28 protein-coding genes, 1 rRNA gene and 1 other annotated feature are annotated in these 22,951 nt (G+C 53.3%); of the genes, 7 read left to right on the top strand and 22 right to left on the bottom strand.

What is annotated here, in order from left to right:
- Positions 1 to 45: 45 nt before the first annotated feature.
- Positions 46 to 678: a VC0807 family protein gene (locus NK662_RS13950; protein WP_254759554.1), complete on the bottom strand. Its 633-nt coding sequence runs from the start codon at positions 676 to 678 to the stop codon at positions 46 to 48.
- A 238-nt stretch (positions 679 to 916) separates the two neighbouring features.
- Here NK662_RS13950 and NK662_RS13945 point away from each other — a divergent pair, with 238 nt between their 5' ends.
- Entirely contained in the window at positions 917 to 2,140 is a 1,224-nt protein-coding gene (locus tag NK662_RS13945; RefSeq protein ID WP_254759553.1) for an MFS transporter, read from the top strand.
- Positions 2,141 to 2,193: 53 nt separating this feature from the next.
- Entirely contained in the window at positions 2,194 to 2,889 is a 696-nt protein-coding gene (locus NK662_RS13940; RefSeq protein ID WP_254759552.1) for a Type 1 glutamine amidotransferase-like domain-containing protein, read from the top strand.
- Between the two features lie 175 nt (positions 2,890 to 3,064).
- Here the strand turns inward: NK662_RS13940 and NK662_RS13935 are convergent, their stop codons facing one another.
- Positions 3,065 to 3,508, bottom strand: coding sequence for a DUF3920 family protein (locus tag NK662_RS13935; protein ID WP_438503627.1), 444 nt, complete (start codon positions 3,506 to 3,508; stop codon positions 3,065 to 3,067).
- A 124-nt stretch (positions 3,509 to 3,632) separates the two neighbouring features.
- On the opposite strand from NK662_RS13935, the gene NK662_RS13930 reads away from it, so the two are divergent.
- Positions 3,633 to 4,835, top strand: a complete 1,203-nt coding sequence (locus NK662_RS13930; RefSeq protein ID WP_254759550.1) for a phospholipase D-like domain-containing protein — start codon at positions 3,633 to 3,635, stop codon at positions 4,833 to 4,835.
- A 196-nt stretch (positions 4,836 to 5,031) separates the two neighbouring features.
- Here the strand turns inward: NK662_RS13930 and NK662_RS13925 are convergent, their stop codons facing one another.
- The 4 genes from NK662_RS13925 to NK662_RS13910 all read right to left on the bottom strand — a co-directional run bounded on the left by NK662_RS13925 (position 5,032) and on the right by NK662_RS13910 (position 9,162).
- Positions 5,032 to 6,540, bottom strand: a complete 1,509-nt coding sequence (locus NK662_RS13925; RefSeq protein WP_254759738.1) for an FAD-dependent oxidoreductase — start codon at positions 6,538 to 6,540, stop codon at positions 5,032 to 5,034.
- An 87-nt stretch (positions 6,541 to 6,627) separates the two neighbouring features.
- Positions 6,628 to 7,545 (bottom strand): ABC transporter permease, encoded by a 918-nt coding sequence (locus NK662_RS13920; protein WP_254759549.1) that lies wholly within the window; start codon positions 7,543 to 7,545, stop codon positions 6,628 to 6,630.
- Entirely contained in the window at positions 7,538 to 8,443 is a 906-nt protein-coding gene (locus tag NK662_RS13915; protein WP_254759548.1) for an ABC transporter ATP-binding protein, read from the bottom strand. The genes NK662_RS13920 and NK662_RS13915 overlap by 8 nt, the downstream gene beginning before the upstream one ends.
- 92 nt (positions 8,444 to 8,535) lie before the next feature.
- Positions 8,536 to 9,162 carry a LysE family transporter gene (locus NK662_RS13910; RefSeq protein ID WP_254759547.1) on the bottom strand — a complete coding sequence of 209 codons (627 nt, stop codon included), beginning with the start codon at positions 9,160 to 9,162 and terminating at the stop codon, positions 8,536 to 8,538.
- 134 nt (positions 9,163 to 9,296) lie between these two features.
- Between NK662_RS13910 and NK662_RS13905 the strand changes: the two genes are divergently transcribed.
- Positions 9,297 to 9,998 carry a DsbA family oxidoreductase gene (locus NK662_RS13905; RefSeq protein ID WP_254759546.1) on the top strand — a complete coding sequence of 234 codons (702 nt, stop codon included), beginning with the start codon at positions 9,297 to 9,299 and terminating at the stop codon, positions 9,996 to 9,998.
- 150 nt (positions 9,999 to 10,148) lie between these two features.
- Here NK662_RS13905 and NK662_RS13900 read toward each other — a convergent pair whose 3' ends face one another.
- The 3 genes from NK662_RS13900 to NK662_RS13890 all read right to left on the bottom strand — a co-directional run bounded on the left by NK662_RS13900 (position 10,149) and on the right by NK662_RS13890 (position 11,909).
- Positions 10,149 to 10,649, bottom strand: coding sequence for an NUDIX domain-containing protein (locus tag NK662_RS13900; RefSeq protein WP_254759545.1), 501 nt, complete (start codon positions 10,647 to 10,649; stop codon positions 10,149 to 10,151).
- A 216-nt stretch (positions 10,650 to 10,865) separates the two neighbouring features.
- A complete protein-coding gene (locus NK662_RS13895) occupies positions 10,866 to 11,414 on the bottom strand; it encodes a class I SAM-dependent methyltransferase (RefSeq protein ID WP_254759544.1) in 549 nt (182 codons plus the stop codon).
- Complete coding sequence (locus tag NK662_RS13890; RefSeq protein ID WP_254759543.1) at positions 11,415 to 11,909, bottom strand: HIT family protein; 495 nt, start codon at positions 11,907 to 11,909, stop codon at positions 11,415 to 11,417.
- A gap of 85 nt (positions 11,910 to 11,994) precedes the next feature.
- Between NK662_RS13890 and NK662_RS13885 the strand changes: the two genes are divergently transcribed.
- Entirely contained in the window at positions 11,995 to 12,492 is a 498-nt protein-coding gene (locus NK662_RS13885) for an HIT family protein (RefSeq protein ID WP_254759542.1), read from the top strand.
- A gap of 70 nt (positions 12,493 to 12,562) precedes the next feature.
- Entirely contained in the window at positions 12,563 to 13,015 is a 453-nt protein-coding gene (locus tag NK662_RS13880) for a MarR family winged helix-turn-helix transcriptional regulator (RefSeq protein WP_254759541.1), read from the top strand.
- A 33-nt stretch (positions 13,016 to 13,048) separates the two neighbouring features.
- Here the strand turns inward: NK662_RS13880 and NK662_RS13875 are convergent, their stop codons facing one another.
- The 6 genes from NK662_RS13875 to NK662_RS13850 all read right to left on the bottom strand — a co-directional run bounded on the left by NK662_RS13875 (position 13,049) and on the right by NK662_RS13850 (position 17,355).
- Positions 13,049 to 13,669, bottom strand: a complete 621-nt coding sequence (locus NK662_RS13875) for a response regulator (protein ID WP_254759540.1) — start codon at positions 13,667 to 13,669, stop codon at positions 13,049 to 13,051.
- An 11-nt stretch (positions 13,670 to 13,680) separates the two neighbouring features.
- Positions 13,681 to 14,784, bottom strand: coding sequence for a GAF domain-containing sensor histidine kinase (locus tag NK662_RS13870; protein ID WP_254759539.1), 1,104 nt, complete (start codon positions 14,782 to 14,784; stop codon positions 13,681 to 13,683).
- Between the two features lie 24 nt (positions 14,785 to 14,808).
- Positions 14,809 to 15,144: a VOC family protein gene (locus tag NK662_RS13865; protein ID WP_254759538.1), complete on the bottom strand. Its 336-nt coding sequence runs from the start codon at positions 15,142 to 15,144 to the stop codon at positions 14,809 to 14,811.
- 10 nt (positions 15,145 to 15,154) lie between these two features.
- Positions 15,155 to 16,159 (bottom strand): S-adenosylmethionine:tRNA ribosyltransferase-isomerase, encoded by a 1,005-nt coding sequence (locus NK662_RS13860; RefSeq protein ID WP_254759537.1) that lies wholly within the window; start codon positions 16,157 to 16,159, stop codon positions 15,155 to 15,157.
- Entirely contained in the window at positions 16,149 to 16,862 is a 714-nt protein-coding gene (locus NK662_RS13855; protein WP_254759536.1) for an SDR family NAD(P)-dependent oxidoreductase, read from the bottom strand. Before NK662_RS13855 ends, NK662_RS13860 begins: the two co-directional genes overlap by 11 nt.
- Positions 16,863 to 16,977: 115 nt before the next feature.
- Entirely contained in the window at positions 16,978 to 17,355 is a 378-nt protein-coding gene (locus tag NK662_RS13850) for a PH domain-containing protein (protein WP_254759535.1), read from the bottom strand.
- 83 nt (positions 17,356 to 17,438) lie between these two features.
- Here NK662_RS13850 and NK662_RS13845 point away from each other — a divergent pair, with 83 nt between their 5' ends.
- Entirely contained in the window at positions 17,439 to 17,840 is a 402-nt protein-coding gene (locus NK662_RS13845) for a DUF4362 domain-containing protein (RefSeq protein WP_254759534.1), read from the top strand.
- 44 nt (positions 17,841 to 17,884) lie between these two features.
- On the opposite strand, the gene NK662_RS13840 is transcribed toward NK662_RS13845, so the two are convergent.
- The 7 genes from NK662_RS13840 to rrf all read right to left on the bottom strand — a co-directional run.
- A complete protein-coding gene (locus tag NK662_RS13840) occupies positions 17,885 to 18,334 on the bottom strand; it encodes a YndM family protein (protein WP_254759533.1) in 450 nt (149 codons plus the stop codon).
- A 58-nt stretch (positions 18,335 to 18,392) separates the two neighbouring features.
- Positions 18,393 to 19,640: a glutamate-5-semialdehyde dehydrogenase gene (locus NK662_RS13835; protein WP_254759532.1), complete on the bottom strand. Its 1,248-nt coding sequence runs from the start codon at positions 19,638 to 19,640 to the stop codon at positions 18,393 to 18,395.
- The gene (proB, locus tag NK662_RS13830) at positions 19,633 to 20,727 is read right to left on the bottom strand and encodes a glutamate 5-kinase (protein ID WP_254759531.1); all 1,095 of its coding nucleotides are present in this window, start codon (positions 20,725 to 20,727) and stop codon (positions 19,633 to 19,635) included. Before proB ends, NK662_RS13835 begins: the two co-directional genes overlap by 8 nt.
- Before the next feature lie 57 nt (positions 20,728 to 20,784).
- Positions 20,785 to 20,998, bottom strand: a binding site (T-box leader).
- A 183-nt stretch (positions 20,999 to 21,181) separates the two neighbouring features.
- Positions 21,182 to 21,826, bottom strand: coding sequence for a PspA/IM30 family protein (locus tag NK662_RS13825; protein WP_254757969.1), 645 nt, complete (start codon positions 21,824 to 21,826; stop codon positions 21,182 to 21,184).
- Between the two features lies 1 nt (position 21,827).
- A complete protein-coding gene (locus tag NK662_RS13820; protein ID WP_254759530.1) occupies positions 21,828 to 22,349 on the bottom strand; it encodes a hypothetical protein in 522 nt (173 codons plus the stop codon).
- A gap of 76 nt (positions 22,350 to 22,425) precedes the next feature.
- Complete coding sequence (locus tag NK662_RS13815) at positions 22,426 to 22,806, bottom strand: hypothetical protein (protein WP_254759529.1); 381 nt, start codon at positions 22,804 to 22,806, stop codon at positions 22,426 to 22,428.
- 37 nt (positions 22,807 to 22,843) lie between these two features.
- Positions 22,844 to 22,951, bottom strand: a 5S ribosomal RNA gene (rrf, locus tag NK662_RS13810); the annotation flags it as partial.

The following is a 22,951-nucleotide window of genomic DNA, read 5'->3' as shown; positions in this document are numbered from 1 at the left end:
AAGGAGCTCCGTTGCCGGGGCTCCTTTTCCGCGTCCTTTCTTCTCTTACGCTTCCTCACTCTTTGCAAATACACCCGCAGGCTCAGCCAATTTGAAGATATAGGCCATCCCGATTGCCGCCACAATGCCCATGCCCCAGTTCAGCCCCTGGCGCAGCACAATCGCCTTGCTGAACGCATCTACTCCATACTGATGAATCAGCTGCATCTTCAGCGCAGCAAGGCCGGCATCCCGCAAGGCAAACACCAATGTAATGAGAACGAAGAGGCGGTACACCTTTTTCTCCAAAAAGAAGGCCTTCACCGCTTTGCGGTCATAGCCCTGCAGCTCCACCACATCCAGTGCGAAGTACAGAAACAATGGCCGTTTCACAAAAATACTTACCAGGAAGAACAAACCAAGCCCGTACAAATAGAACACGTTGTTCCACAGCATCTGCAGCGCCGAGCCCGCCAATATATTAATCAGTGTCGTCACAATGAGATTGCCGAGCAAAAACATGCCGCCGAAGTTAATGCGTTTTTCCGCTTTGAAGCGGTACACCGAATATAAGATGCCGGGCACTGTTGTCACCAGCATGGCCGTATAGTCGCCGAGCGGCTTGCGGAACAGGTTCCACACGACAAGCGGCAGCACCACATAGCACACAATATCTAAAATTGCGATCCGTTTTTGCATAAGACCTCCAGATTGGTTTTATTCGTATTGTATCATAAACACTCCCCTCCCTGATGCTTTTCTAGAAACATATTGCCGTCTCCCAGAAATTTGTATACAATTCCATTATCTGAAAAAAGGAGGAATTTCCCATGTCAAAAACACCAAACATGCTTGTTCAAGAGGTAACCACCATCTAAGTGCGGCATGCCGGAACAATCCTATGCGTGCCGCCATATAAGAAAGGGCGATTTTTCCTATGCACGCATCTCGTGTTTACATCGCAATGAGAGCTGTCATGCAGCTGGCAAATGCGATCATGTTCACTACCTACGCTTTGTATTATGTAACAGGCCTTGGCCTGAATCCGCTGCAGCTCGTATTGATCGGCACATTTCTGGAGCTGACGGTGCTTTTATTTGAGATTCCGACCGGTGTGTTTGCCGATACGCGGGGACGCCGTTTTTCTGTCATCACCGGCACCATTATCATTGGCATTGCCTATGTGCTTGAAGGCACGGTTCCCTATACCTTCGGCCTGCTCTCCCTGTTTGCCGGTGTGGTTATTGCGGAAATTATCCGCGGTGTCGGCGAAACCTTCCTGAGCGGGGCAGCTTCTGCCTGGCTGACGGACGAAGTTGGAGAATCGCATGTGGGAAGCATTTTTCTGCGCGCCAGCCGGATTGACCAGGCCGCCAATGTAATCGGCATCCTGCTCAGTGTCGGACTGTCTTCCATCATACTGAATTTGCCTTATATCGTCGGCGGTGCACTGTATCTGCTGCTGGCGCTGTTTTTGATTTTAAAAATGAAAGAAACACAGTTTCAGCAAGTGGACCGCAGCGCAAAGGACGACTGGAAGGAAGCCGGTGCCACATTCAAAAGCGGCGCCTCCTTTGTCCGCCGCAGCCCCATTCTCATGGCGCTTTTGCTCGGCACCCTGTTTGCCGGTGCCGGTTCAGAAGGCTTTGACCGCCTGTGGGAAGCGAACTTCCTGATGGCGCTGCACTTTCCGGATTGGTTTGACCTGACGCCGGCTGTCTGGTTCGGCCTCATCAGCATTGCCGGCAGCGTTCTTTCCTATTTCGCGGCGGCGCTTGCGGAGAAACGCCTGGATTTGGATAAGGTGCAGCATACCGTTGGGATGCTGATGTCCCTTACCCTGCTCCGCGTCCTGCTCATTGCAATGTTCGCCTTGGCAAACAGCTTTCCAATCGGCCTCATCAGCATCCTGCTGCTGACCATGGTCAGCACGGTAGCCGGACCGCTGTATGATACATGGCTGAACCAAAATATCCCGAGCCAGTCACGGGCGACCATTCTGTCTCTCATGAGCCAGGGCAATGCCTTGGGCCAATCTCTTGGCGGACCGGTTGTCGGAGCCGTCGGGACACGTTACACGATTCGGGCCTCCCTGTTTTTGGCCGGCCTTCTGTATCTGCCGGTCGTTTGGGTATATGCCAAAGCCCGAAAGCACATCTAACAGCGTGAGGGATTGCCATTCGGCAGTCCCTTGCTTCTTAAGGAGGAGTATGGATGCAGATTATTGCAATGGGAGGCGGCGGCTTTTCCATGGAGCCGGACAATCCTTTGCTGGACCGCTACATTTTGGCACAAGCGGGCAAGGCCGTGCCGAAGATTTGTTTTATTCCGACCGCAAGCGGCGATTCTGAGGATTATATCGCCAGGTTTTATCGTTTCTTTGAAAAAGAATCCTGTGTGCCGTCTCATCTGTCGCTGCTCCGCCTCGAAATCGCGGACCTGCGGAGCTTTCTGCTGGATCAGGACATTCTCTATGTCGGCGGCGGAAACTCCCGCAATCTGCTGGCTCTGTGGCGGGAATGGGGATTGGATGCCATTCTGCGCGAGGCTTGGGAGAAGGGCATTCTTTTAGCGGGCATCAGCGCCGGCTCCATCTGCTGGTTCGAGGAAGGCCTGACCGATTCCGTGCCCGGCAGGCTGACCCCGATCCAGGCACTCGGATTCCTGCCTGGCAGCAACACGCCGCATTATGACGGTGAGGCAGACCGGCGCCCTGCCTATCTGCAATGCATCCAAAGAGGACAGCTGCAGGACGGGCTCGCCATGGATGACGGGGCCGCTGTCCATTTTGTCGGCACAGCTGTGCAGAGGGCCATCTGCTCCCGCCCCGAAGCAGCTGCCTACCGTGTTTCCCTGCAGGACGGAAAAGCAGTAGAAGCAAAGCTGCCCATGCATAATCTCGGAGAGTGAGGAATTCCTCACTTTCTTTTTTTGCCAAGACAGCCGTTTATCCTGCGCTGAAAGGAATACAAGAATGGAAGCGGCGGTACAGAAAGAAACCGCCCTGACAATCCGTCACGGCGGCGAAGAATTGGTTGCACTGATTCCCGATACACTTCTCTGCGATTACTCCGGCATTGTACCGTTAAGCCCGGTCCAAAAACTCCTGGATTTTCAGGCGGGCAAACATCCGGGCATCCTGTTCAATCCATCTTTCTTCATAGTGCCTATCCTTCTCCTGGTGAAAGAATGCCTTCTTTTCCTGCTGCTCATATTGCATATCATGACGCAATTCATGAAGCACGGTTTCGAGCATCTGCTCATATTCCTCCCACATAAACACGAAGATGAGGCGGCGCTCCTTATGATACAAGCCCGCAAGCGGAAACAGAAACTCCTCCTCCTCTTCTCCGAGTCCCGACAGCACACGGTTCGCTTCACATGTATCACAAAACAAAACAGTCGTGTCACGGTACGGCACCAATGAGAAAATGTCCCGTTTCACATCCCTTACATCCCACGGAAACTCCTCATCGAGCACATACCAGCTGCCATCCTGCTGCTGCACTCCCGGAAGCTGCAATGGTATCCCTCCTCCTTACTACTGTATTTAGCTTCAGTTATTTCATGAATGCATTTTCCGTAAACACCGCAGATTGATTTTTCCTTCCCAAACTGCGCAGGCTATAAACGGAAACTGTTTCACAACGGAGGTGGACATCATCAAGAAATGGCTGCGCCGCTCCTTCCTGTTTACCATTCTGCTGAGTGTGCTGCTTACGTGGATGCACTATGATGTGAAACTGGGAAAGCGTGCTTACACAAGGGAGCATCCACTTCAGACCACTCCCTTATATGAGGGTGATTTTCAGCTGTATACAACCGGGAAGGACTTGTACGATGCCCTGCTTCAGGATGTGACAGAGGCAAAATCACGGATTTATATCCATTTTTTTATTATCCGCAACGATGAGATCGGCAAGTGTTTCCTGCAGCTGCTGCAGCAGAAGGCAAGCGAGGGTGTGGAGGTGAAGCTGTCCGCCGACCTGCTCGGCGGCTTTAAGCTGACAAAGGATACCATCCGCTCCCTCGAAAACAGCGGCGTGTCCTTCACCTACAGCCGGCGCACCCGTCTGCCGCATTTCTTTTACAGCCTGCAGCGGCGGAATCATAGACGGCTGATCGCCATCGACAGCCATATTTCCTATATCGGCGGCTTCAATATCGGAGACGAATACCTCGGCAAGAACAAGAAGCTTGGAAGATGGCGGGACTACCATATACGGGTCACTGGCAACGGAACCGCTGAAGTGGAACAGCAGTTTCTGCGGGATTGGCAGGAGGACAACGGAGAGCGTGTTACCATGAAGAAACCGCCCGTTTCAGGCGGCACAGCGTATCAGTATGTATATTCCTCCGGAAGCGGGCTGGAGCGGGAGATGGTGAAGTGGGTGGACAGTGCCAAGCAGTCTCTTACCATTGCAACACCCTACTTTGTGCCGCCGCCCTACTTGCTCGTGGCGCTGCACCGGGCGCTGAAGCGGGGGGTGCAGGTCCGGATTCTTGTCACGAAAACAACCGATGCCTGGTTCACCCAGCCGCCGTCGTATCCGCTGCTGGAGAAGCTGCAGCGCAGCGGCGCTGCAGTGTACCAATATACAAACGGCTTCTTCCATGGAAAAGTCATTCTGATTGACGGCCGGTTTGCCGATATCGGGACGACGAACTGGGATCAGCGCAGCATCCTGCTGAACGATGAATCCAACTGCCTCATTTATGACAGGGCGTTTATCAAGCAGGTGCGGGACTCACTGCAGCAGGACTTTCAGCAGGCGGAGCGCTTCACCTCAGGGGAGCTGCCGTTTTGGCAGCGCTTCATGCGGGACACCCCGCAGTGGATTCAGCTGTATTTATGAAAATATATGTCGGATTGGCGGGTTCAAGGAATGTGTGACGGCATGGGACGGTCTCTTCAAGCCAGCGTGTCGGGTTATTTCGGAAACTTGACGGGTTCCCCCGATGCATCCCGGCAAAAAGAGGCATTTAGCAAGTAGAGCTGGTGTGGTGATTTGTACAAAAATGGACTGCCTTTGGCAGCCCATTTCTTCTTCTCTACGCGTCCAGCTTCTTCAGCGGCTGGTCAGCCGGTCCTTCCACCACCCTGCCGTCATAGGAAAAGCGCGATCCATGGCATGGGCAGTCCCACGTCCGGTCGCCGCTGTTCCAATTGACCTCACAGCCCAGATGCGTGCAGGTCGTGTCCACCACGTGCAGCTTGCCCTGCGTATCCCGGTAAGCGCCGGCCCGTTTGCCGCCAAAGGTCACGACTCCTCCTTCATCCGGCTCCAGCTCATCAATCTTCTTGCGGGTAACATCGAGCTTGCCCGCCACAAAGTGCGCCGCCACATTCACATTGTTCAGCGCGACCTGCTTCACGTCCGCCGCAGGATGGAAGCGCAGCGGTGTATACAGCTCCTCATACGGACTCTCTTTTTTCGTAATCAGATCGCGTAAAATCAGACCGGCTGCTGTTCCGCTCGTCATGCCCCACTTCCGGTAGCCAGTGGCGACAAAGATGTTCTCATGCTTGGAGGAGATACGGCCGATATACGGCACATTGTCAGGCGTGAACAAATCCTGCGCCGACCATCTGTAGGTGAACTCCTCAATTCCGAATACCTCCTCTGCAAAATCCCGGAGCTTTTCATAGTGCTCCATTGTATCCGGCCCTTGGCCTGTCCGATGGTTCTCGCCGCCCACGAGCAACAGCTGTTCCCCGTTGATCGGCGTATACCGGAAGGAACGGACCGGGCTGTCGACGCTGGAAAACATGCCGCCCGGATACTCCTTTTTCGGTTTAATCGCGGCTACGTAGGAACGGTCCGCGTACATGCGCATGAAGTACAGGCCGCCTCCGTCATAAAATGGGAAATGGGACGAGCTCACGACATAGCTGCAATGCACCCGGTGGCCGTTCTGCAGCAGCACCTGCGGGCGCGGGCCCGGCTCCACATTCTCCGCGACAGTATTCTCATACACGATTCCGCCCATCAGCTGAAACTCCCGCACAAGGTGGGACAAGTATTTCAACGGATGGAATTGGGCTTGTCCTCCCATCATGATGGCATTCTCTATCTGGATTTCAAACGGCAGGCGGGTTCTCATCTCACCGGGAATCCCCAGCTTTTGATAGGCATCAAATTCCTGCTCCAACTTCTTGCCGTAGGATGGGGTATTGGCATAAATCCAGGACTCCTGCTCGCTGAAATCGCAGTCGATGCTGTGGCTTTCCACCAGCTCTTTCACAAGATTCAATCCTGCAAGATTGGCCTCATAGTACTGCTTCGCCTTCTCCTGCCCATGTGTCTGAATGAGTCCTGCATAAGTCATACTATGCTGGACAGTCAGCTTGGCTGTCGTATGTCCCGTCGTGCCATTCAGGATTTTCCCGGCATCAAGCAGGGCCACCTTCACCCCTTCTTTGGCAAGCAGATAGGCGGTGGTAATGCCGGAAATGCCGGCACCGATGACCGCCACATCCACATGCAGGTTTTCATTCAGCCGCGGAAATGCCGGCAGTTTGTGGGAATCGCGCCAGTACGGCTCCGGAAAGCGCGGCATCTGCTTCGATTCGTTGTTCTCGTTCACAGCAATCACTCCTTCAATTGACTGCTATTAGGATTCCCTTTTTTTGGAACAAGATATACTTCAGGTGACATCGCGCCGCTGAAACACGAATAGGGCTGCTCCCAGGAACAAGGCCAGGTAGCTGAGCAAAACAAAGACGGAAAATATATTAGGATTCCAGGACAAGTTTGTATGGGCAAAGAATATATACTTGCTCCAGGAAAACCGGCTCAGCTGGTCCGCAATCAACCCCTTGGCCGCGAACAGAAGCACTGTCACGATTAGAGCCGGCCCGCTGGAGCGAAGCACAGCCGACATAGAAAAGGCCAGCGCTGCAAACAGCAGCAGCGGCAGGGCATCCAGCACATACACCTTCAGCGTCGCCCCCAGCATGCTCTCCGCCTGCACCGTGCCGCCGGAGACATGCAGCACAACCGCCGTCATCGCGGTCCGTCCATACAAAAACAATCCCTGTATAAAGGAATAGAATAGCAACACAACGCTGAACAGCATATACAAAACAGCCAATGACGCAAATTTCGCGCCAAGAATACCCATCCGGGACGGCGGCCTTACCAATAGAAAGTTCATCGTTCCCAGGCTGTGCTCCTTGGACACCATGGAGCTGGCGTAGAAAATGAGAAACATCCCAATTAAAGGTATAAGCGCGGAGGAACTGTTCATGAAACCCGTTACACTGTGGGCACTGTAAGGCGGGATATTATACTGCAGTTCATACTCGCCCACTGCGATTTGCTCCTGCAGCACCTGCACTGTCGCACTGTCAGCTGCCCCTTGGATTTCATATCTTTTATGCGCAATATCCTCCTGCACCTGCTGCCGCCAGTCACCAGCCTTCAGCTGCTGCTGATATTCAAGATAATCCCAGTTCCCAAGCACAAGCACCGGCAGATACAACAGCACAAGCGGCGCGATGAATCCGCGCCGTTTCATAATCTTCAGCAGTTCGTTATACACAAGCCGCAGCCATCTAGACAATCACATTCCCTCCCGTCGCCTGCAGGAACATGTCCTCCAGATTCTGCTTTGCCGGTGCAATTTCATAGAGGTCAATCCCGCTTTCTGCAAACAGGCGCACCACAGCCGGCACATCCTGCCGCTCCACTGCCGCCAGCAGGCTGTCCCCTTTCACGCGCACCGTATATCCCGCCTCTGTAAGCAACCTGGCTGCTGCAGCCGCCTCACTTACCGCAAAAGCGGTGTACACTGGAGCCGCTGATAAATCGTACTGCTCAATGCACACACCGTTTTGTATGATGATCACCCGCTCGCACATCAGCTCAATTTCCGCCAAGAGATGGCTGGATACCAGAATGGCCGTCCCTTCCTCCTTGGCAATCTGCTTCAGATAGTCGCGCATCTCCCGGATGCCGGCCGGGTCCAATCCGTTTGTCGGCTCGTCCAAAATTAACAGCTGTGGCCGGTGCAGCAGTGCCTGGGCAATCCCCAGCCGCTGCTTCATCCCAAGCGAGTAGGTACCTGTCTTTTTATGGATCGCCTCCGTCAAACCAAGCAGCTCCACAACCTCTTCAATGCGTTCGATCTCCACCCCATCCATCATGCGGGCATAGTACAGCAAATTATCGTAGCCGCTGAAATACGGATAAAAGGACGGTGCTTCCACCATGACACCCACGTGGGCCAGTGCCTGGCTCCGATTCTTCGTGATGCTGTGACCCTTGATGCGGACATCTCCCTCTGTGGGAGCAAGCAGGCCGACAATCAGCTTCATAGTCGTCGTTTTCCCGGCGCCGTTCGGGCCAAGCAGACCGACAATTTCACCGGACCGCAGCTGAAACGAGAGGTCTTCCACCAGGGTTTGCTGCTTCATTTTCTTTGTCACACGCTGGACGCCCAGCACAATGGCAGAATCCATTTTCCAACCTCCCCCTTTTCTCCCATCATATCTTGTCCCATAACCATCCAACAAGAAAAAAAACGAGCCCTGCGGCCCAGGACCCGTTTTTTCTATGTAATCAGCGCCTTTACTCCCTGGTATCCGAAATACACACCAAAGCCAATCAGCGACAAGCCGGAAATAATGGAGATGGCCATAAGGCTCCGCATCGTCAGGAAACGGCGGAATCCGCTTGTTAAACCTGCCACGAACACATCCCACAGAGTCAGGCCGAGAAAAATCATGGCGCTGTAGGCAAGCAGCTTGCCTGTCCCGTATGTCGCCGCGGTCTTTGCCAAAACCGAGCCGTAAATGCCGAGCCAGAACAGGATGGACAACGGGCTGGAAATGGACATGAGAAAACCGACCGTAAAGCATTTCATCAGCGACTCCTGATTTTTCCGGTAGTCGAGCGACAGCTTGCCTGCGCTCATCATTCCCTCCACCCCGCTGTAGATGAGAATGAATGCCCCAAACAGCCAGAGAAAAATCTGGATGATGGGAATGCTCAAAAACTTCACCACTCCAATGTACACACAGAGCATGAACACGGCATCCGCCAGCATAGACCCGAACCCGACAATCCAGGCATGCCAAAATCCATTTTTAATGCCCTTGTCAATACGCGCTGAGTTCACCGGCCCAATGGGTGCAGCCAATGTCAGCCCGAGCAAAATATAACTGAAATAAATTCCCACCTCTCTGCCCCCTCCTGTAATCAGACAACCTGTACATTCTATGCAGGCAAGCTGTCAGATAGGACAAGAGATGAAGGCAGGGCACATGCATTTCTCTCCGAAACATGGTACAGTCGGGGTTGGAGGTGTTCATCATGAAAATTGAAATTTGGTCTGATTTTGCCTGCCCGTTCTGCTATATCGGCAAACGCCGGCTGGAAGGCGCGCTGCAGGCATTCCCACAGCGTGACAAGGTTGAGGTTGTGTACCGCAGCTTCGAGCTGGACCCATCCATGGCACGGGATGTAGGCATGGACATGTACGAGATTTTGGCAAATAAATACGGCGGCGGCCGCGAGCAGGCAAAGGGCATGTGCGACAATATGGCCGAGCAGGCGAAAACAGTCGGCTTGGATTTCCGCTTTGATACATTGATTCCGACCAATACGTTTGACGCGCACCGCCTGTCCCATCTGGCAGCGGCTCATGGCAAAATGGGCGAGATGACCGAGCGTCTGCTTCATGCATACTTTACAGAGTCCAAGCATTTGGGCGACCATGCTGTGCTGGCAGATTTGGCGGCGGAGGCGGGTCTGGACCGTGAAGAGGCTGTGGCAGTCCTGGCCGGCGATGCCTACAGCGATGAGGTGCATGCGGACGAAGATTTCGGGCAGCAGCTTGGCATCCGCGGCGTGCCGTTCTTCGTCTTCAACCAGAAATATGCGGTATCCGGCGCACAGCCGACTGAGGTGTTTGCGGAGGTGCTGCAAAAGGTATGGCAGGAGGAGCAGCCGCTGCAGGTGCTGTCAGAAGGCGCAGTCTGCACGGATGATTCATGTGATTTCCCGGCGAAATAAGCAGCAGGACTTCCTTAAGATTAGATATATTGAGACAGTCAGTTATTTTTAGACAAAGCCTGTATTGAAGATTGCCAAGTAATCATCAATACAGGCTTTTTTCGAAATTTCTTATGAAACTGGCACCCCCGTTAACAGGACATAGTTTCATTATTTTAAAAATAGCTGCCCTTTAAAATGAGATAAATCCTGTAATACTTCTTTATGATGATAATCCCAGAAATTTTTTGAACCGATAGGTAAACGATCCAGTGGGAAAAATTCAGCATTTTGAGTTTCATCCGTTTCCCGCAGAAGTTCCCCGCTCCACTCATCAACTAAAAATAAAAACTCAAACATTTGGTATTCGTCTCCAAAATCATTCTTTATCGATTTATGGGGTCCTGTATAGATTGCTACCAATGTAGCCTTTATAACATGAATTCCAGTCTCTTCTTTCACTTCTCTTGTAAGCGTTTCGTAAATTGACTCGTTCAACTCCATTGACCCCGCGGGCATTCCCCACTGATTTTCCCCTTTTCTATCCAAGAAGAGCACTTTACCTTCAGCATCCCGAATAATTGCACGAATTGAGGGGTGAATTAACTTTTTATGTCCAATCAAGTCTCTTAGTTGTCCCACATATGAATCTTTCCAACCAATACTTGACACCCTAACTCCTCCAGTATATAGCCTTTCATTAAGAAAGAAATTAATTCTTTTTGGACTGTTTGTTGCTTTAGCAGCTCTCCGGTTAAGAAGACAATCACCACCGCAAGCCTGATGCCGCCAAACCAAAAGCTTCATGTGCCTTGAAGTCCGCATGAATACAAGACTGAGTGCTATCAAATATAGAATTATTGCGGTTTCCATGCCCGGCCCGCATTCCTATTCCGGTTTCACGGCATCCACAAGCAAGGACACAAACACCAGCTCATCCTTGTTCCGGGGATCAAAGCGCTTGGAGCGAAAAATAAGGCCCTTCTCCGCATCCCACTCACCATCATGGAATATACCATTCTCATCGCAATATTCCAGCAGTCTCACGATAAAGCCTGCCTCCGCAAACATTGCTGTGATGGTCTCATAGGTATATACAATTTTATGGCTGGCGGCGGGGTGGTCCACCGGGCCTGGACCGCCGATTTGGACGATACGCTGATACTCTTCATTTGGAAAATAAGCATCCGGCACGGCACAGCGGATGTAGCCGCCGGGCTGCAGGAACTCGAAACAAAGCTTGGCTGCTTCTACTCCTTCTTCATAGGTCAAATGCTCCCACACGTGCTCGGCCAGAATGGCTTCCACTGTGCCCGGCCGAAACATTGCCTCCCAGCCGCTTCGATTCAACAGATTCAGCTCTTTCTCCTGTGTCTGCAGCCAGCCCGGATTGTTGTTATATTCTCCGGCTCCAATGACAACTCGCAATCTCTCCATCTAGCATTCCCCTCTCTGCAGTGCCTCCCGTAAAGCCCCAATAGCCGCTCTCACCTTCAGCACCTGTTCCTCATCGTTTCTCTCTTTTCTTGCGTGCAACAGTACGGGCCTCACCGACTCCACCGAACGCCCGAAGGCCTGCATCCATTCATGGCGCGGCACCATCCAAGTGTGGAAATGGTGGGTTGTATCTTCATTATAGAAGTAATATACGTGCTCAATCCCCAGCACCTCCCGCTGTGCCCGGCGGATGCTTGTCAGCAGACGGATGTACTCCTGGCTCTCTTCCTCAGTCAGCTCATCCAGGGCTTTTATGTGCCGTTTTGAAGCTAAAATGACCAATCCCTCAATCGGATAAGCGACATCCTGGTGGGCATGGAAATGCTCTGTTTCCAGCAGCACGCCCCCATCCGGCTCAACTGCGCCGCTTGTAATGGCACAGCTCAAGCACGCTGTCTCCACCGTTTCTCCATTTGCCATCGTAATTCTTCTCATCCAGCTCCCCCCTTTCAGCATTATAGCATAAGTATTGTAAATTTTTACCAAACAGGCTATGATACTGAAAAAGGGGGGAATCACTATGAAGGATACACCATGTCTTGGCTGCCGCTTGGCCCAGCAGCAGCTGCCTGTTCATGTCATCTACGAAACGGAAGCCTTATGCTGCATCCTGGATCACGATCCCTTCGAGGAGGGCCACACGCTGATTTTGCCAAAGCAGCATGTAAGAGAACTGGAGGAAATGGAGCCTGTCCTGCTGCAGGAAATTCTGCAGACCGCGTCGCTCATCTCACAGGCGCTGAAGCAGCTGCTGCAGCCGGATGGCATCACGGTTTGCCAAAATGGAGGCATATTCAGTGAACTGGAGCATTACCATATGCATGTTGTGCCGCGCTATCAGGGGCGTTCCTTTCAGCACTTTTATGATGATACACCATTGGATAACAAAAAGGAAAAAGCCGCACTGGCAGAAACAGCCCTACGGATGCGGGAGGCTCTTGCTAGAATCGCTGACAGAAGCACAATTGGCGCACATAGTACTGCGCGCTTTGGTGAAAAGCTAATACAAGAAAGTTGACACGCCCAGCAGGGCTCCGTAATATTTAATTGTGGACAATTTAATTTTTGGCAGAAAGAAGGATGGCAGCGTGAATACAGACGAGTACTTGAAGCTTGAAAATCAGCTTTGCTTTGCCATTTATGCCTGCTCACGCGAGCTGAACCGCTTATATCGTCCCATCCTGGACCGATTCGGCATTACCTATCCGCAATATTTGACGCTATTGGTGCTTTGGGAGCACTCCCGCCTCACTGTAAAAGAAATTGGCGAACTGCTGTATCTCGACAGCGGCACACTGACGCCGATGCTGAAGCGGATGGAAGCGATGGAGCTCATTAAGCGGACACGGGCCGCCGAGGATGAGCGCAAGGTATGGATTGAGCTGACCGAAAAAGCGAACGCATTGCGCGAGGAGGCTGTGTGCGTGCCGCAAATGTGCTTCCCGCACTATGGCCTTACGCCGGAGGGATATACAGAGCTGCTGGCGCAGATGCAGCAGATTTTGCAGAACCTGCAGAAGGAAACAAGAAGTATAAAATAAGAGCCGATTGTCTCCGGACAGTCGGCTTCTTCTTTATACCAAATGATGCCGCACCGCAAACAAAGCCGCCTGTGTGCGGTCCGCCAAATCCAGCTTTGCCAGAATATGAGATACGTGTGTTTTCACCGTTCTCTCTGTAATGACAAGGGCGTCCGCAATCTCCTTATTGCTTTTCCCATTGGCAATTTCCCGCAGCACCTCCAGCTCCCGTTTCGTCAGCTCATTCAGCAGCCGGGAGCCGGAGAATTGCTGGAGCAAATGGGTGGTTGCCTTTGGGTGCATTTCATTTGTTCCCGCGCACACGTTGCGGATGCAACGCGCCAGTTCATCAGGTTCAATGTCCTTCAGCTGGTAACCGGATGCGCCTGCCTCCAGCGCCGGGATGACATGCTCCTGATCGGAGAAGCTGGTGAGCATCATGATTTTGATGCCTGGGTGCTGCTGCTTAATCAGCTTTGTGGCCTGGATTCCATCCATCCCCGGCATCACCAGATCCATCAGAATCATATCAGGAACAAGCTCGCCTGCCAATTGAACCGCCTGCTTTCCATCCGCGGCCTCTCCGACAATTGTAATGTCCGGCTGCGTGCCAAGAAAGAAGGCAAGCCCGCGCCGGACCATATGGTGGTCATCTGCAATCAGTACTCGAATCATCGTATTCCCCTCTATAATGGAATGGTAATGTGAATGGCAGTGCCCCGGCCAAGCCCGCTCTGGAGGACAAAGTGACCCCCCATGGCTTCCACGCGCTCGCGCATGCTTTTCAGGCCAAGTGAAGGCAGGCTGACGGACGCATCATACTGAAAGCCGCAGCCGCTATCCTGAACGATAAAGCTTACGGAGCGCTCCATTGCGGCCAACTCCACCGCAACTGCATCCGTCTGCGCGTGCCTTTTACAATTCGAAAGCGCCTCCTGCCCAATCCGCCATAAAGCTTCTTCCACCTTCGCCGGCAGACTTGTTACCCCTGTCACCTTAGCAGTGAAGATAAGGCCCAGCATGTCAGCATACCCGGTCAAAGCACTGATGAGACCCTGCTCCAGACCCCGCGGCCGCAGCTGCCAAATGAGGGCGCGCATTTCGCCGAGCGCCTCCTGCGCCAAATCCTGCATATAGGAGAAGGTTTCCCGCACCTGGGGCTCCTCCGTCAGCTCCCGCCCCGCCCTCGCCGTCAAGGAAAGCGAAAACAGCAGCTGATTCACCGAGTCGTGCAGGTCACGCGCCAGCCGGTTCCGTTCGGCCAGCAGCGCATGTTCCTGCTCCCGCTGCGTCAGGGCAATCCGCTTCAGCGCTGTGCCGATTTGAAAGGCAACCGACTCCAGCAGCGCCAGCTCTCCTTCCGCAAAATGCTCCTTGCCCGGCGACCCAACATTCAGCAGGCCAAACCGCTCCTCCCCGGCCCGCAGCGGCACAGTGGCATGATGGGTCAGCCCAAGGTGGTCGCCGATGTTTTCCTCTATGGCTTCTTCAATACGGGCGCACTCAATGATATTTGTCGCCTTTGTCAGTGTCCCTTTGTTATATCGGCTCACGCACCAGCAGGTTCCCCGGCACATGATGCGATCCTGTTCCATGCTTAGAGCAGGCGGCAGCGAATGATGCGCTGCCAGCTGATGCCCGCCGACTTCATCGATGAGAAACACCCAGCCTGTCTGCAGCCCTGTTACCTCCAGCAGCTTTGCCAGCACCTCCTGCAGCAGCAGCTTTGGGTCTGTGCCCTCATTCAGCAGCTCGGCAATTTCTTTTAAAATATAAATCTCCTTGGCCATGCATCCCCCACCCGTTTTCTTCCATTATATCTTGGGACACGATCTCTGCAAAAGCTCAATGATTTCCCCGCCCGGCCCTTCCAGGAACAAGGTCTTCCATCCGTTTTGCAGCGTGTATGGCCCCTCTATAATCTTAGCACCTCTTATCGCCTGCAAATCCTCCACTTCAAAGCAAAGATGCTGCTCACTTGCCGTGCTTTCCACCTCCAGCAATTCAATCGTACAGCTGCCAAGCTGCAGGAACGGAATGTCCTGATCGAGAAAGCGGACCCGATCTACCAAAGTAAACCCGAGGCGGATATAAAAATCCAGCGAGGCCTGAAGGTTTGCCGTCTCTACCCCAATATGATGCAGTCTCATAAGCTTCCTCCTATACAATGAGATTCATATCGCCAAACTCATGCCAGAGATACCGTTCCTGTATTGCAAGACCATAGGCATTGAAGAGGTGATTCGGGGCAACAAAGGCGCACAGCATATCCAGGTGGCTCGCCTTTGGCTCGTGCATGCCGGTAATAATGGCATCCGCGACCTGAAGCTGATAGTCTCCTGTAATATATAAATTCGTCCAGCCGGAGAGAGCATTTGTTTTTGCCGCCGTTTCCAGCGCCCGCACCACTGTCGTGCCGACCGCGATGACCTTGTGGCCATGCTCCTTTGCCCGCTGCACCTCCTGCATCGTCTCAACAGGAATGTCGTATTCCTCCAAGTTGTCCTCCGGCGAATGCTCCCACTTGTCATCCAGGAAATAGCTCAGCCCGGTGTGCAGCTGCATATAAGCGATTTTGACGCCCTTTTGCTGCAGCCGCTTCAGCAGCTGCCAGCTGAAGGCCCGCCCGGCCGACGGCATTTCCACCGAGCCCGGCTTGCTGGCGAACACCGTCTGGTAATACTCCAGCCCCCACGGCTCCTGGATATATTCATAGCGGACCGGCTCGCCAAGCGCATACAGCTCCTCCAGCAGGGCCGTTCCCTCCTTGGAGAACATGACTCTTGTAATGGGGCTGTCGCACTCGTCACCTGTCACAGTGGCGGACAGCGTATTTGAGAAGAAGAAGGTGTCCCCCTGCTTCACCCTGTCGCTGACAAGCAGGACATCCCAGGTGCGGCTGTCAATTCTTCTGGCAAGCCGCAGCTCCGTTCCATCCTGCGCCTTCAAAATGGCCGGCAGCGTCCGGCTGTTGTTCAGCACAATCACATCCCCCGGTGACAGATATTGCTCCAGATTGTAAAAGATATCATGGCTCACCTCTCCTGATTTTCGGTCCAGCACCAGCAGCTTCACATGATCCCGGCGGATGCCGCGCCGTTCTGCGGGAGCGGCGGCGTTCAGTTCATCCGGCAGCCAAAAGTCCATACTCGTACTAGTTGCCATATCTCTCACCTCCGGCAGTCAGCCGTTCCCCGTTCTCACGGGAAGCATCGGAAGCCAAGTATAGAAATACGTCCACCACATCAGCCGGATTCGCCAGCTCATAGTCGCAGTCCGGAACCGCCAACGCATGCATCGCTGTGTCCATCTCGCCCGGGTCCACCATGTTGATGCGTACATTTGTATCGCTGACTTCATCCGCCCAGACCTCTGTGACGCCCTCCAAGGCAAACTTGGAAACGGCATAGGCACCCCAGCCGGCATAGCCGGTATGCCCCGCCTCAGATGTTACATTAATAATGGAACCCGCGTTCCGCTGCAGCATCCCCGGCAGCACCCGCTTGCTGACCAGAAACGGGTTCATCACATTCACCCGCAGCACCTCCAGAAAGTCCTCCTCCGGAAAATCCAGCAGGTACGGCATCGGGCTCGGCCCCAGGATGGAAGCATTGTTAATCAGCACATCCACCCGGCCGAAGGCTTCCTCCGCAACCGCCACAAACTTCTCCACATCTCTGGGAACCGACACATCCACCGCAACCGCCACGACGCGCACTCCCAGCTGCTCCGCCTCATGCTTCACCGACGCCAGCGCCTCCCCGTTGCGGGCGCAGATTGCCAAATCGTTTCCCCCTCTGGCAAAAGCCAGCGCCAGCTCTCTCCCCAAGCCTCGTGAAGCACCTGTAATCATCACAACTTTACTCATCTATGAGCACCCCTTTGCATGTCTGATACTCTTATCTTACGAAAATACCGGACTGCTCTCGTCAGCGAAAAGAGCGAACTTTTCTCATACTTTCGTACGAGAAAAGCCCGCTCCTTCACTTCAGCACATATGCGGCCAACACACTTTGGACCTCATAGATGTTGAGATTTTTGTTGAATTGCTTTTGGATTGGCATTTGGCTGCCGGACACCCAAATCTTCAGCTCAGCATCCAAATCGAAGCTACCCGCTGTTTCCACGCTGAAGTGGGTAATGCTGCGGTACGGAATAGAATGATACTCCGTTTTCTTTCCGGTCAATCCCTGCTTATCAACCAGAATCAAACGCTTATCGGTGAATACAAATACATCCCGGATCAAGCGGTACGCCTTCTCCACAGCTTCACCCGCAGCCAGAATACTTTTCAGCTCACTCTGCACCTCTTTTACACTGACCTCTGAAGCGTTGCCCATCAGCCCATCAAGAAATCCCATTGTCTGCCCCCCCTCTCCGTGTTACTATATTTCTATTTTACAGCATGCAGAATTGGTATAATAGGAAAAAAAGGAGGATGCCCATGAAGCTGTCTTCTCTTCTTTCCCTTTCCGCGGCAGCACTGCTGGCCGGCTGCACCGGCAGCTATACCCCGAAAGAAACAGACATTGTGGAAAAGCACGGCACCTACCAAAACGCCGGGCGTCTGAAGGAGTTCTTGGACCATGTGGAAGCCGGCAAGAAGGACCACATCCGCCTTGTCCGCTACACCAAGGAAGGAGACCCTGTGCTGCAGGACCTTTCCTTTGACGGCAAAATCATTTCCTATGCTGAGGATGCAACGTATGATAAGTACGGCGGCGGCAAGTCCGAACAGATCTGCAAAAGCCTTCAGCTTGACAGCCAGAAGCAGGCCTACATCCTGACGGGCTGCTCCAAGAATGAGGAGATAGCTGTATTCCCATTCCCCGGTGTTCTCGACTAGGCATGAAAAAAGGCTCCCATCCAACCAGGAGCCTCTTTCCATACTCAGTCTTCTTTTTTCTTCAAATCATGTACGTCCTTCTCTTCTGCAAACTCGTACGCCAATGCCCCTCTGCCAAAGCGCATATCACGGGCGCCATCCAACTGCCGGCCTGCACGGCGGTCAGTCAGATAGCCGTGGACAAACACTTCCGTAATCGTAATGAGCACTGCTGAAATGCCGCTGCCCCAGGCAATCTGCAGGTAGCTGTCAAACAGCACGTTGCCGAAAATCCAGACGCTCATGTAAATCAGCAAAAAGTCTGTCATCAGTGCGGCTGCGTTTCCCAGCTGCGGCAAAATGATGCGGTCCCCCAGCATGTAGGACACGACTGCGGCGAAGAAAGCAAAGCTCAAAACGTCCACAATTGTCGCATCAAAAAATAAATCGAGACCAATTGCAAAGGCCACAGCGGCTACAATAAATTTTACAAGAACAATGGTTATTCCTTTCACAAGCCGAAACCTCCCTTTTCTATTCAGTTTGAGTTGAAACGGGAGATTTCATACATCCTCAGCCGCGAATTTGTCCGTTGCCCCGCACCATGTACTTCGTGGAGGTCAGCGCGGGCAAGCCCATTGGGCCGCGTGCGTGCAGCTTCTGCGTACTGATGCCGATTTCCGCGCCGAAGCCAAACTCGAAGCCGTCTGTGAAGCGCGTGGACGCATTGTGGTACACGGCAGCCGCATCCACAGACTGCAGGAACTGCCGCACATTCTCTTCGTCCTGGGACAAAATTGCCTCGGAATGCTTCGTGCCGTACTTGTTAATATGCTCAATGGCTTCCCCTGTGCTGCGGACTGCTTTAGCAGCCAGAATCAATGCCGAATATTCCGTTTCCCAGTCTTCTTCTGTCGCCGGAATCGCCTCGGCACAGACACCATGCACCGCTTCGTCGCCGTGCACCTCAACACCAGCTTCCCGCAGCGCCGCAAACAAGGCCGCACCATGTTCCGCCAGCCAGTTCCGGTGGATCAGCACGGTTTCAATGGAGTTGCAGACGGACGGGCGCTGTACCTTGGCATTCAGCACAATACGCTTCGCCATATCAGTATCTGCGGTTTCATCAATGAACACATGGCAGTTGCCCGCCCCTGTTTCCAGCACGGGCACAGATGCTTCCCGCACAACCGTATCAATCAAGTTTTTGCCGCCGCGCGGGATCAGCACATCGAGGTACTCATTCAGGGTGAACAATTCCTTTGCTGTCTCACGGCTTGTATCTTCAAGGAGCTGCACACTGTCAACCGGAAGCGACGTCCGGCGCAGCGCATCATGCATGACCTGAACGATGGCCATATTGGAGTGCTTCGCGGAGGAGCTGCCCCGCAGAATGACGGCATTGCCGGTTTTCAGGCAAAGCGTTGCCGCATCCACCGTTACATTGGGACGCGCTTCATAAATCATCCCCACCACGCCGATCGGCACACGCACCTGCTGAATGGAAAGGCCGTTTGGGCGCTCAATCGTCTGTACAGTCTCCCCAACTGGATCTGTCAGCTCCTGCAGCTGTCCGATTGCATCCGCTATATCACGCAAACGGCTCTCCGTCAGCAGCAGGCGGTCCAGCAGGGATGCAGTAAAGCCCGCTTCCCGGCCGGCCGCCAAATCCTTCTCATTTTCCGCCAAGATAAAAGCGCTTTGCTTCAGCAGTTCCTCAGCGATGATCCCAAGCGCTTCATTCTTCTCCGCGGTTGTCTTCGTCACCAGCACTGCCGCCGCCTGCTTCGCCAGACGTCCTTTTTCCCATACCTCACTCATGTTCCTCTCTCCCTCCGGCACTTGCCCAATTATCACGATGAATGACCGTATACGTTGTTCCTTCCCGCTTCCGCTGCTCCTGCAGCTCTGTCCAAGAATACGAAACCTGTCCTTTGCCGAGATAACCGCTCGGCCCGAATACCTCCACCACTTCACCTGCTTGGAAATTCCCTTCCGCTGCCACCACTCCGGCTGGCAGCAGGCTCTTGCCGCCGGTGCGGAGCGCTTCCTCCGCGCCGCCATCCACCACAAGCCGGCCCTGCACGCGGGAATGGAACAGAATCCATTGCTTCCGCTTGTTGAGAGGCATTGCCGCTTCATCCCCGACATACGTGCCGTCGCCTTCTCCCTGCAGCACCTGCAGCAGCTTCGCCTCTCCTTTGCCGGTGCCGATAAACACCGGAACACCGAGTGACAGTGCTGTCTGCGCTGCATACAGCTTCGACTTCATCCCGCCTGTGCCGACCTTTGAGCCGCTGTCGCCCGCCTTGCCGAGCATTTCCTCCGTAACCTTGCGCAAATAGTCGATTCGCTTTGCAGCCGGGTTTTTCTTCGGGTTATCATCATACAGCCCGTTGATGTCTGTTAAAATGATCAGCCGGTCCGCGCGCACAAGGCCGCTCACCAAAGCCGACAGCATATCGTTGTCGCCAAAAGTCAATTCGGCCACCGATACGGTATCGTTCTCATTGATGACAGGGAGAATGCCGCGCTCCAGCAATTCACTCAGCGTATCATAGGCGTTGCTGTACGAAGTTTTGTTTGCGAAATCCTGCCGTGTCAGCAAAATCTGCGCCGGCTTAATCCCGTGCTTCGCAAAATGCTCCATATACGCCCTCATCAAAAAGCCCTGTCCAATCGCCGCCGCTGCCTGCTTCCCCTTGATCGTAACGGGCCTTGAAGAGTAGCCTAATTCTACAAATCCGGCCGCCACTGCTCCGGATGACACAAGCACGACCTCATGCCCTTCCTTGCGCAGCGCCGCCATCGCTTCCACATGATCCGCCAGCTTCTCATGGTCGATGCCGCCGCATTCGCCTGTCAGCGAGCTGCTGCCAATTTTTACGACAATCCGTTGTTTTTTCATCCTTTCACCTCCAAAATTCAAAAAGCCATCAATAAAAAAAGCCCTCTCCGTCCTCTGGAAAAGGACGGAAAAGACTTTGCTTCCGCGGTACCACCTTCAATTGGGCATACAATGCCCCGCTCAATCCCATAACGCTGGTATGCGCCCGGGGTTTTCTCTCCCGGGACTCCAAGGCAGGTTCGGCAGCTTCGTCATGACGGAATCTTTCAGCCTCTGAATTCCGCTCTCTTTCATGCATCCCTTGCGTACTGGTCCTCTTCATCGCTCTGACTTTTCAATTATTATCAGCTTTATCTTCCGCTCTGTCAAGGCATTCAACAGCCTTTTCTGCTTGGAAAATCAAGTAACATGATTTTTGTCCCATATGGCAAGAAATCAGCTGCAGACAAAAAAGAAGCCTGATCAACCAGGCTTCCCAATCTACCAACAGACAAGGAGGGGAGGGTTTGTCTGCTTATTTGCTTTCCTTCAGCTTCGCGAGTTCACGCTCCACGGCTTCCTGCACTTCCACGCTTACCGCAGGCGCTGCCGGCACGAAGTATGCGCCCGCTGCCGCTTGCGCCTCCAGCTTTTGTACATACTCTTCCACACGGTTGAAGCCTTTTACCGCGCTGTCCGCGCTGAAGGATGCAATGGCAGCTTGTGTTTGCTGCTGCACCTTTGCCGCATGGGCGCGGGATACCAGCACCAAGCGCTTGTAGGACAATTCGCTGTACTTCTCCAGCAATACGTCAATCTGCTCATGGATCTTCACCGTCTGCTGCTTCATCGCTTCCAGCTGTTCCTTGAACAGGTTCAGCCGAGTCTCTGCCTGCAGCTTTTCCTGCAATGCCAGCTTCGCCATTGTGTCTTCGCCTTTTGCGACTGCCAGCTCAGCCTGGCGTGTACGCTTGGCCACAACCGCTGCTGTTTCCGCCACCAGCTGCTCCTGGCGTTTTTCGAGATACAGCTGCTGCGCCAGCGCGTCCTTCGCCTTGCCCACCTGCTCGTCCAGCTCCCGCATATACTGGTTCAGCAGGCTGATTGGGTTTTCCGCCTTATCCAAAAGCTCATGTACATCCGCTGTTACGATTCGTTTCACTCTTGTAAAAATGCCCATCTTATTTGTCCTCCTTGGAGATAGTTTGTTCCCATGCGTCCAATGCCGCCGCATTGCTGCTTACAATCGTTGCTTCAACCGGCACTGTCACGAAGTCTTCCTGCTTGGAGCCGCCCTTCTTCTTGAACAGCCAGTACGCGCCTGCGCCGATTGCCACTACCGGCAGAATTGGTTTTGCGATTGCCACAAGGCCCGCTGCCAGCAAGCCGTAGCCCGCCCACTTCTTCCATGTTGTCTCACCTGCGCCCTTGCGAAGCGTAATACCGAGAATCGCAAGCCCTGCACCGATGACTGCCTTCGACCAGCCGAAGCCAAATCCGCCTCTGCCGCCGTGGCCCATGCCATGGCCGCCCTGCATCATGTTTGCTCCGCCTTGTGCCATCCCGTGGCCGCCCTTGCCGCCCATCATGCCCTGCGCACCTTGCATCATCTCATGGCCGTGGTGGCCAAAGCCCAAGAAGTGTGAACCTGCCCAAACTGCCGCCGCTCCAACCGGGAGCCAAAATAACCAACTTTTCTTCATCTATAATTCCTCCTTATTGAGAGAGCCTTGTGTATGTGTGGTTGTTGTCTACAAGATTGATTATGCCGGACCAGCCTTAACATTTTCTTAAGCGATAGAAGAATTTTGAGAGAAATGAGAGGTTATGCATCAGAACACGCTGTAAAACAGAAAAATCCCCTTCTGCAGCTGCAGAAGGAGATTTTCCAGGAAGAACGCTCACCGATTTGCGGGCAAAAGTGGGGAATTGTTTCCCTGCAGCAGGAAAATTACAGAGACTAAACAGGCTCCCGGGAGGAATTGTTTCATTTTTTAAAGTGATTGTTTCACTTTTTAATTCTTTTGTTTCATATTTTAAAAAGATTGTTTCATTTTTTGACTTTTTTGTTCCACTGCCGGGAATTTGATGGTTGTGATTGTTCCATTTCTCCCTGTTTTGTTCCACTACACAGCGTATTGTTTCATCACATGACCACACGAAAAAAGACCAGCCATCATGGCTGGTCCTCTCTGTTGCCTAGCGACGTCCTACTCTCACAGGGGGAAACCCCCAACTACCATCGGCGCTGAAGAGCTTAACTTCCGTGTTCGGTATGGGAACGGGTGTGGCCTCTTCGCCATCA

Source organism: Ectobacillus ponti, assembly GCF_024294785.1.
GTDB classification, from domain to species: domain Bacteria; phylum Bacillota; class Bacilli; order Bacillales; family Bacillaceae_G; genus Ectobacillus; species Ectobacillus ponti.
Note: the sequence above shows the minus strand (reverse complement) of the source record. Positions and strands in the feature narration are given on the sequence as shown.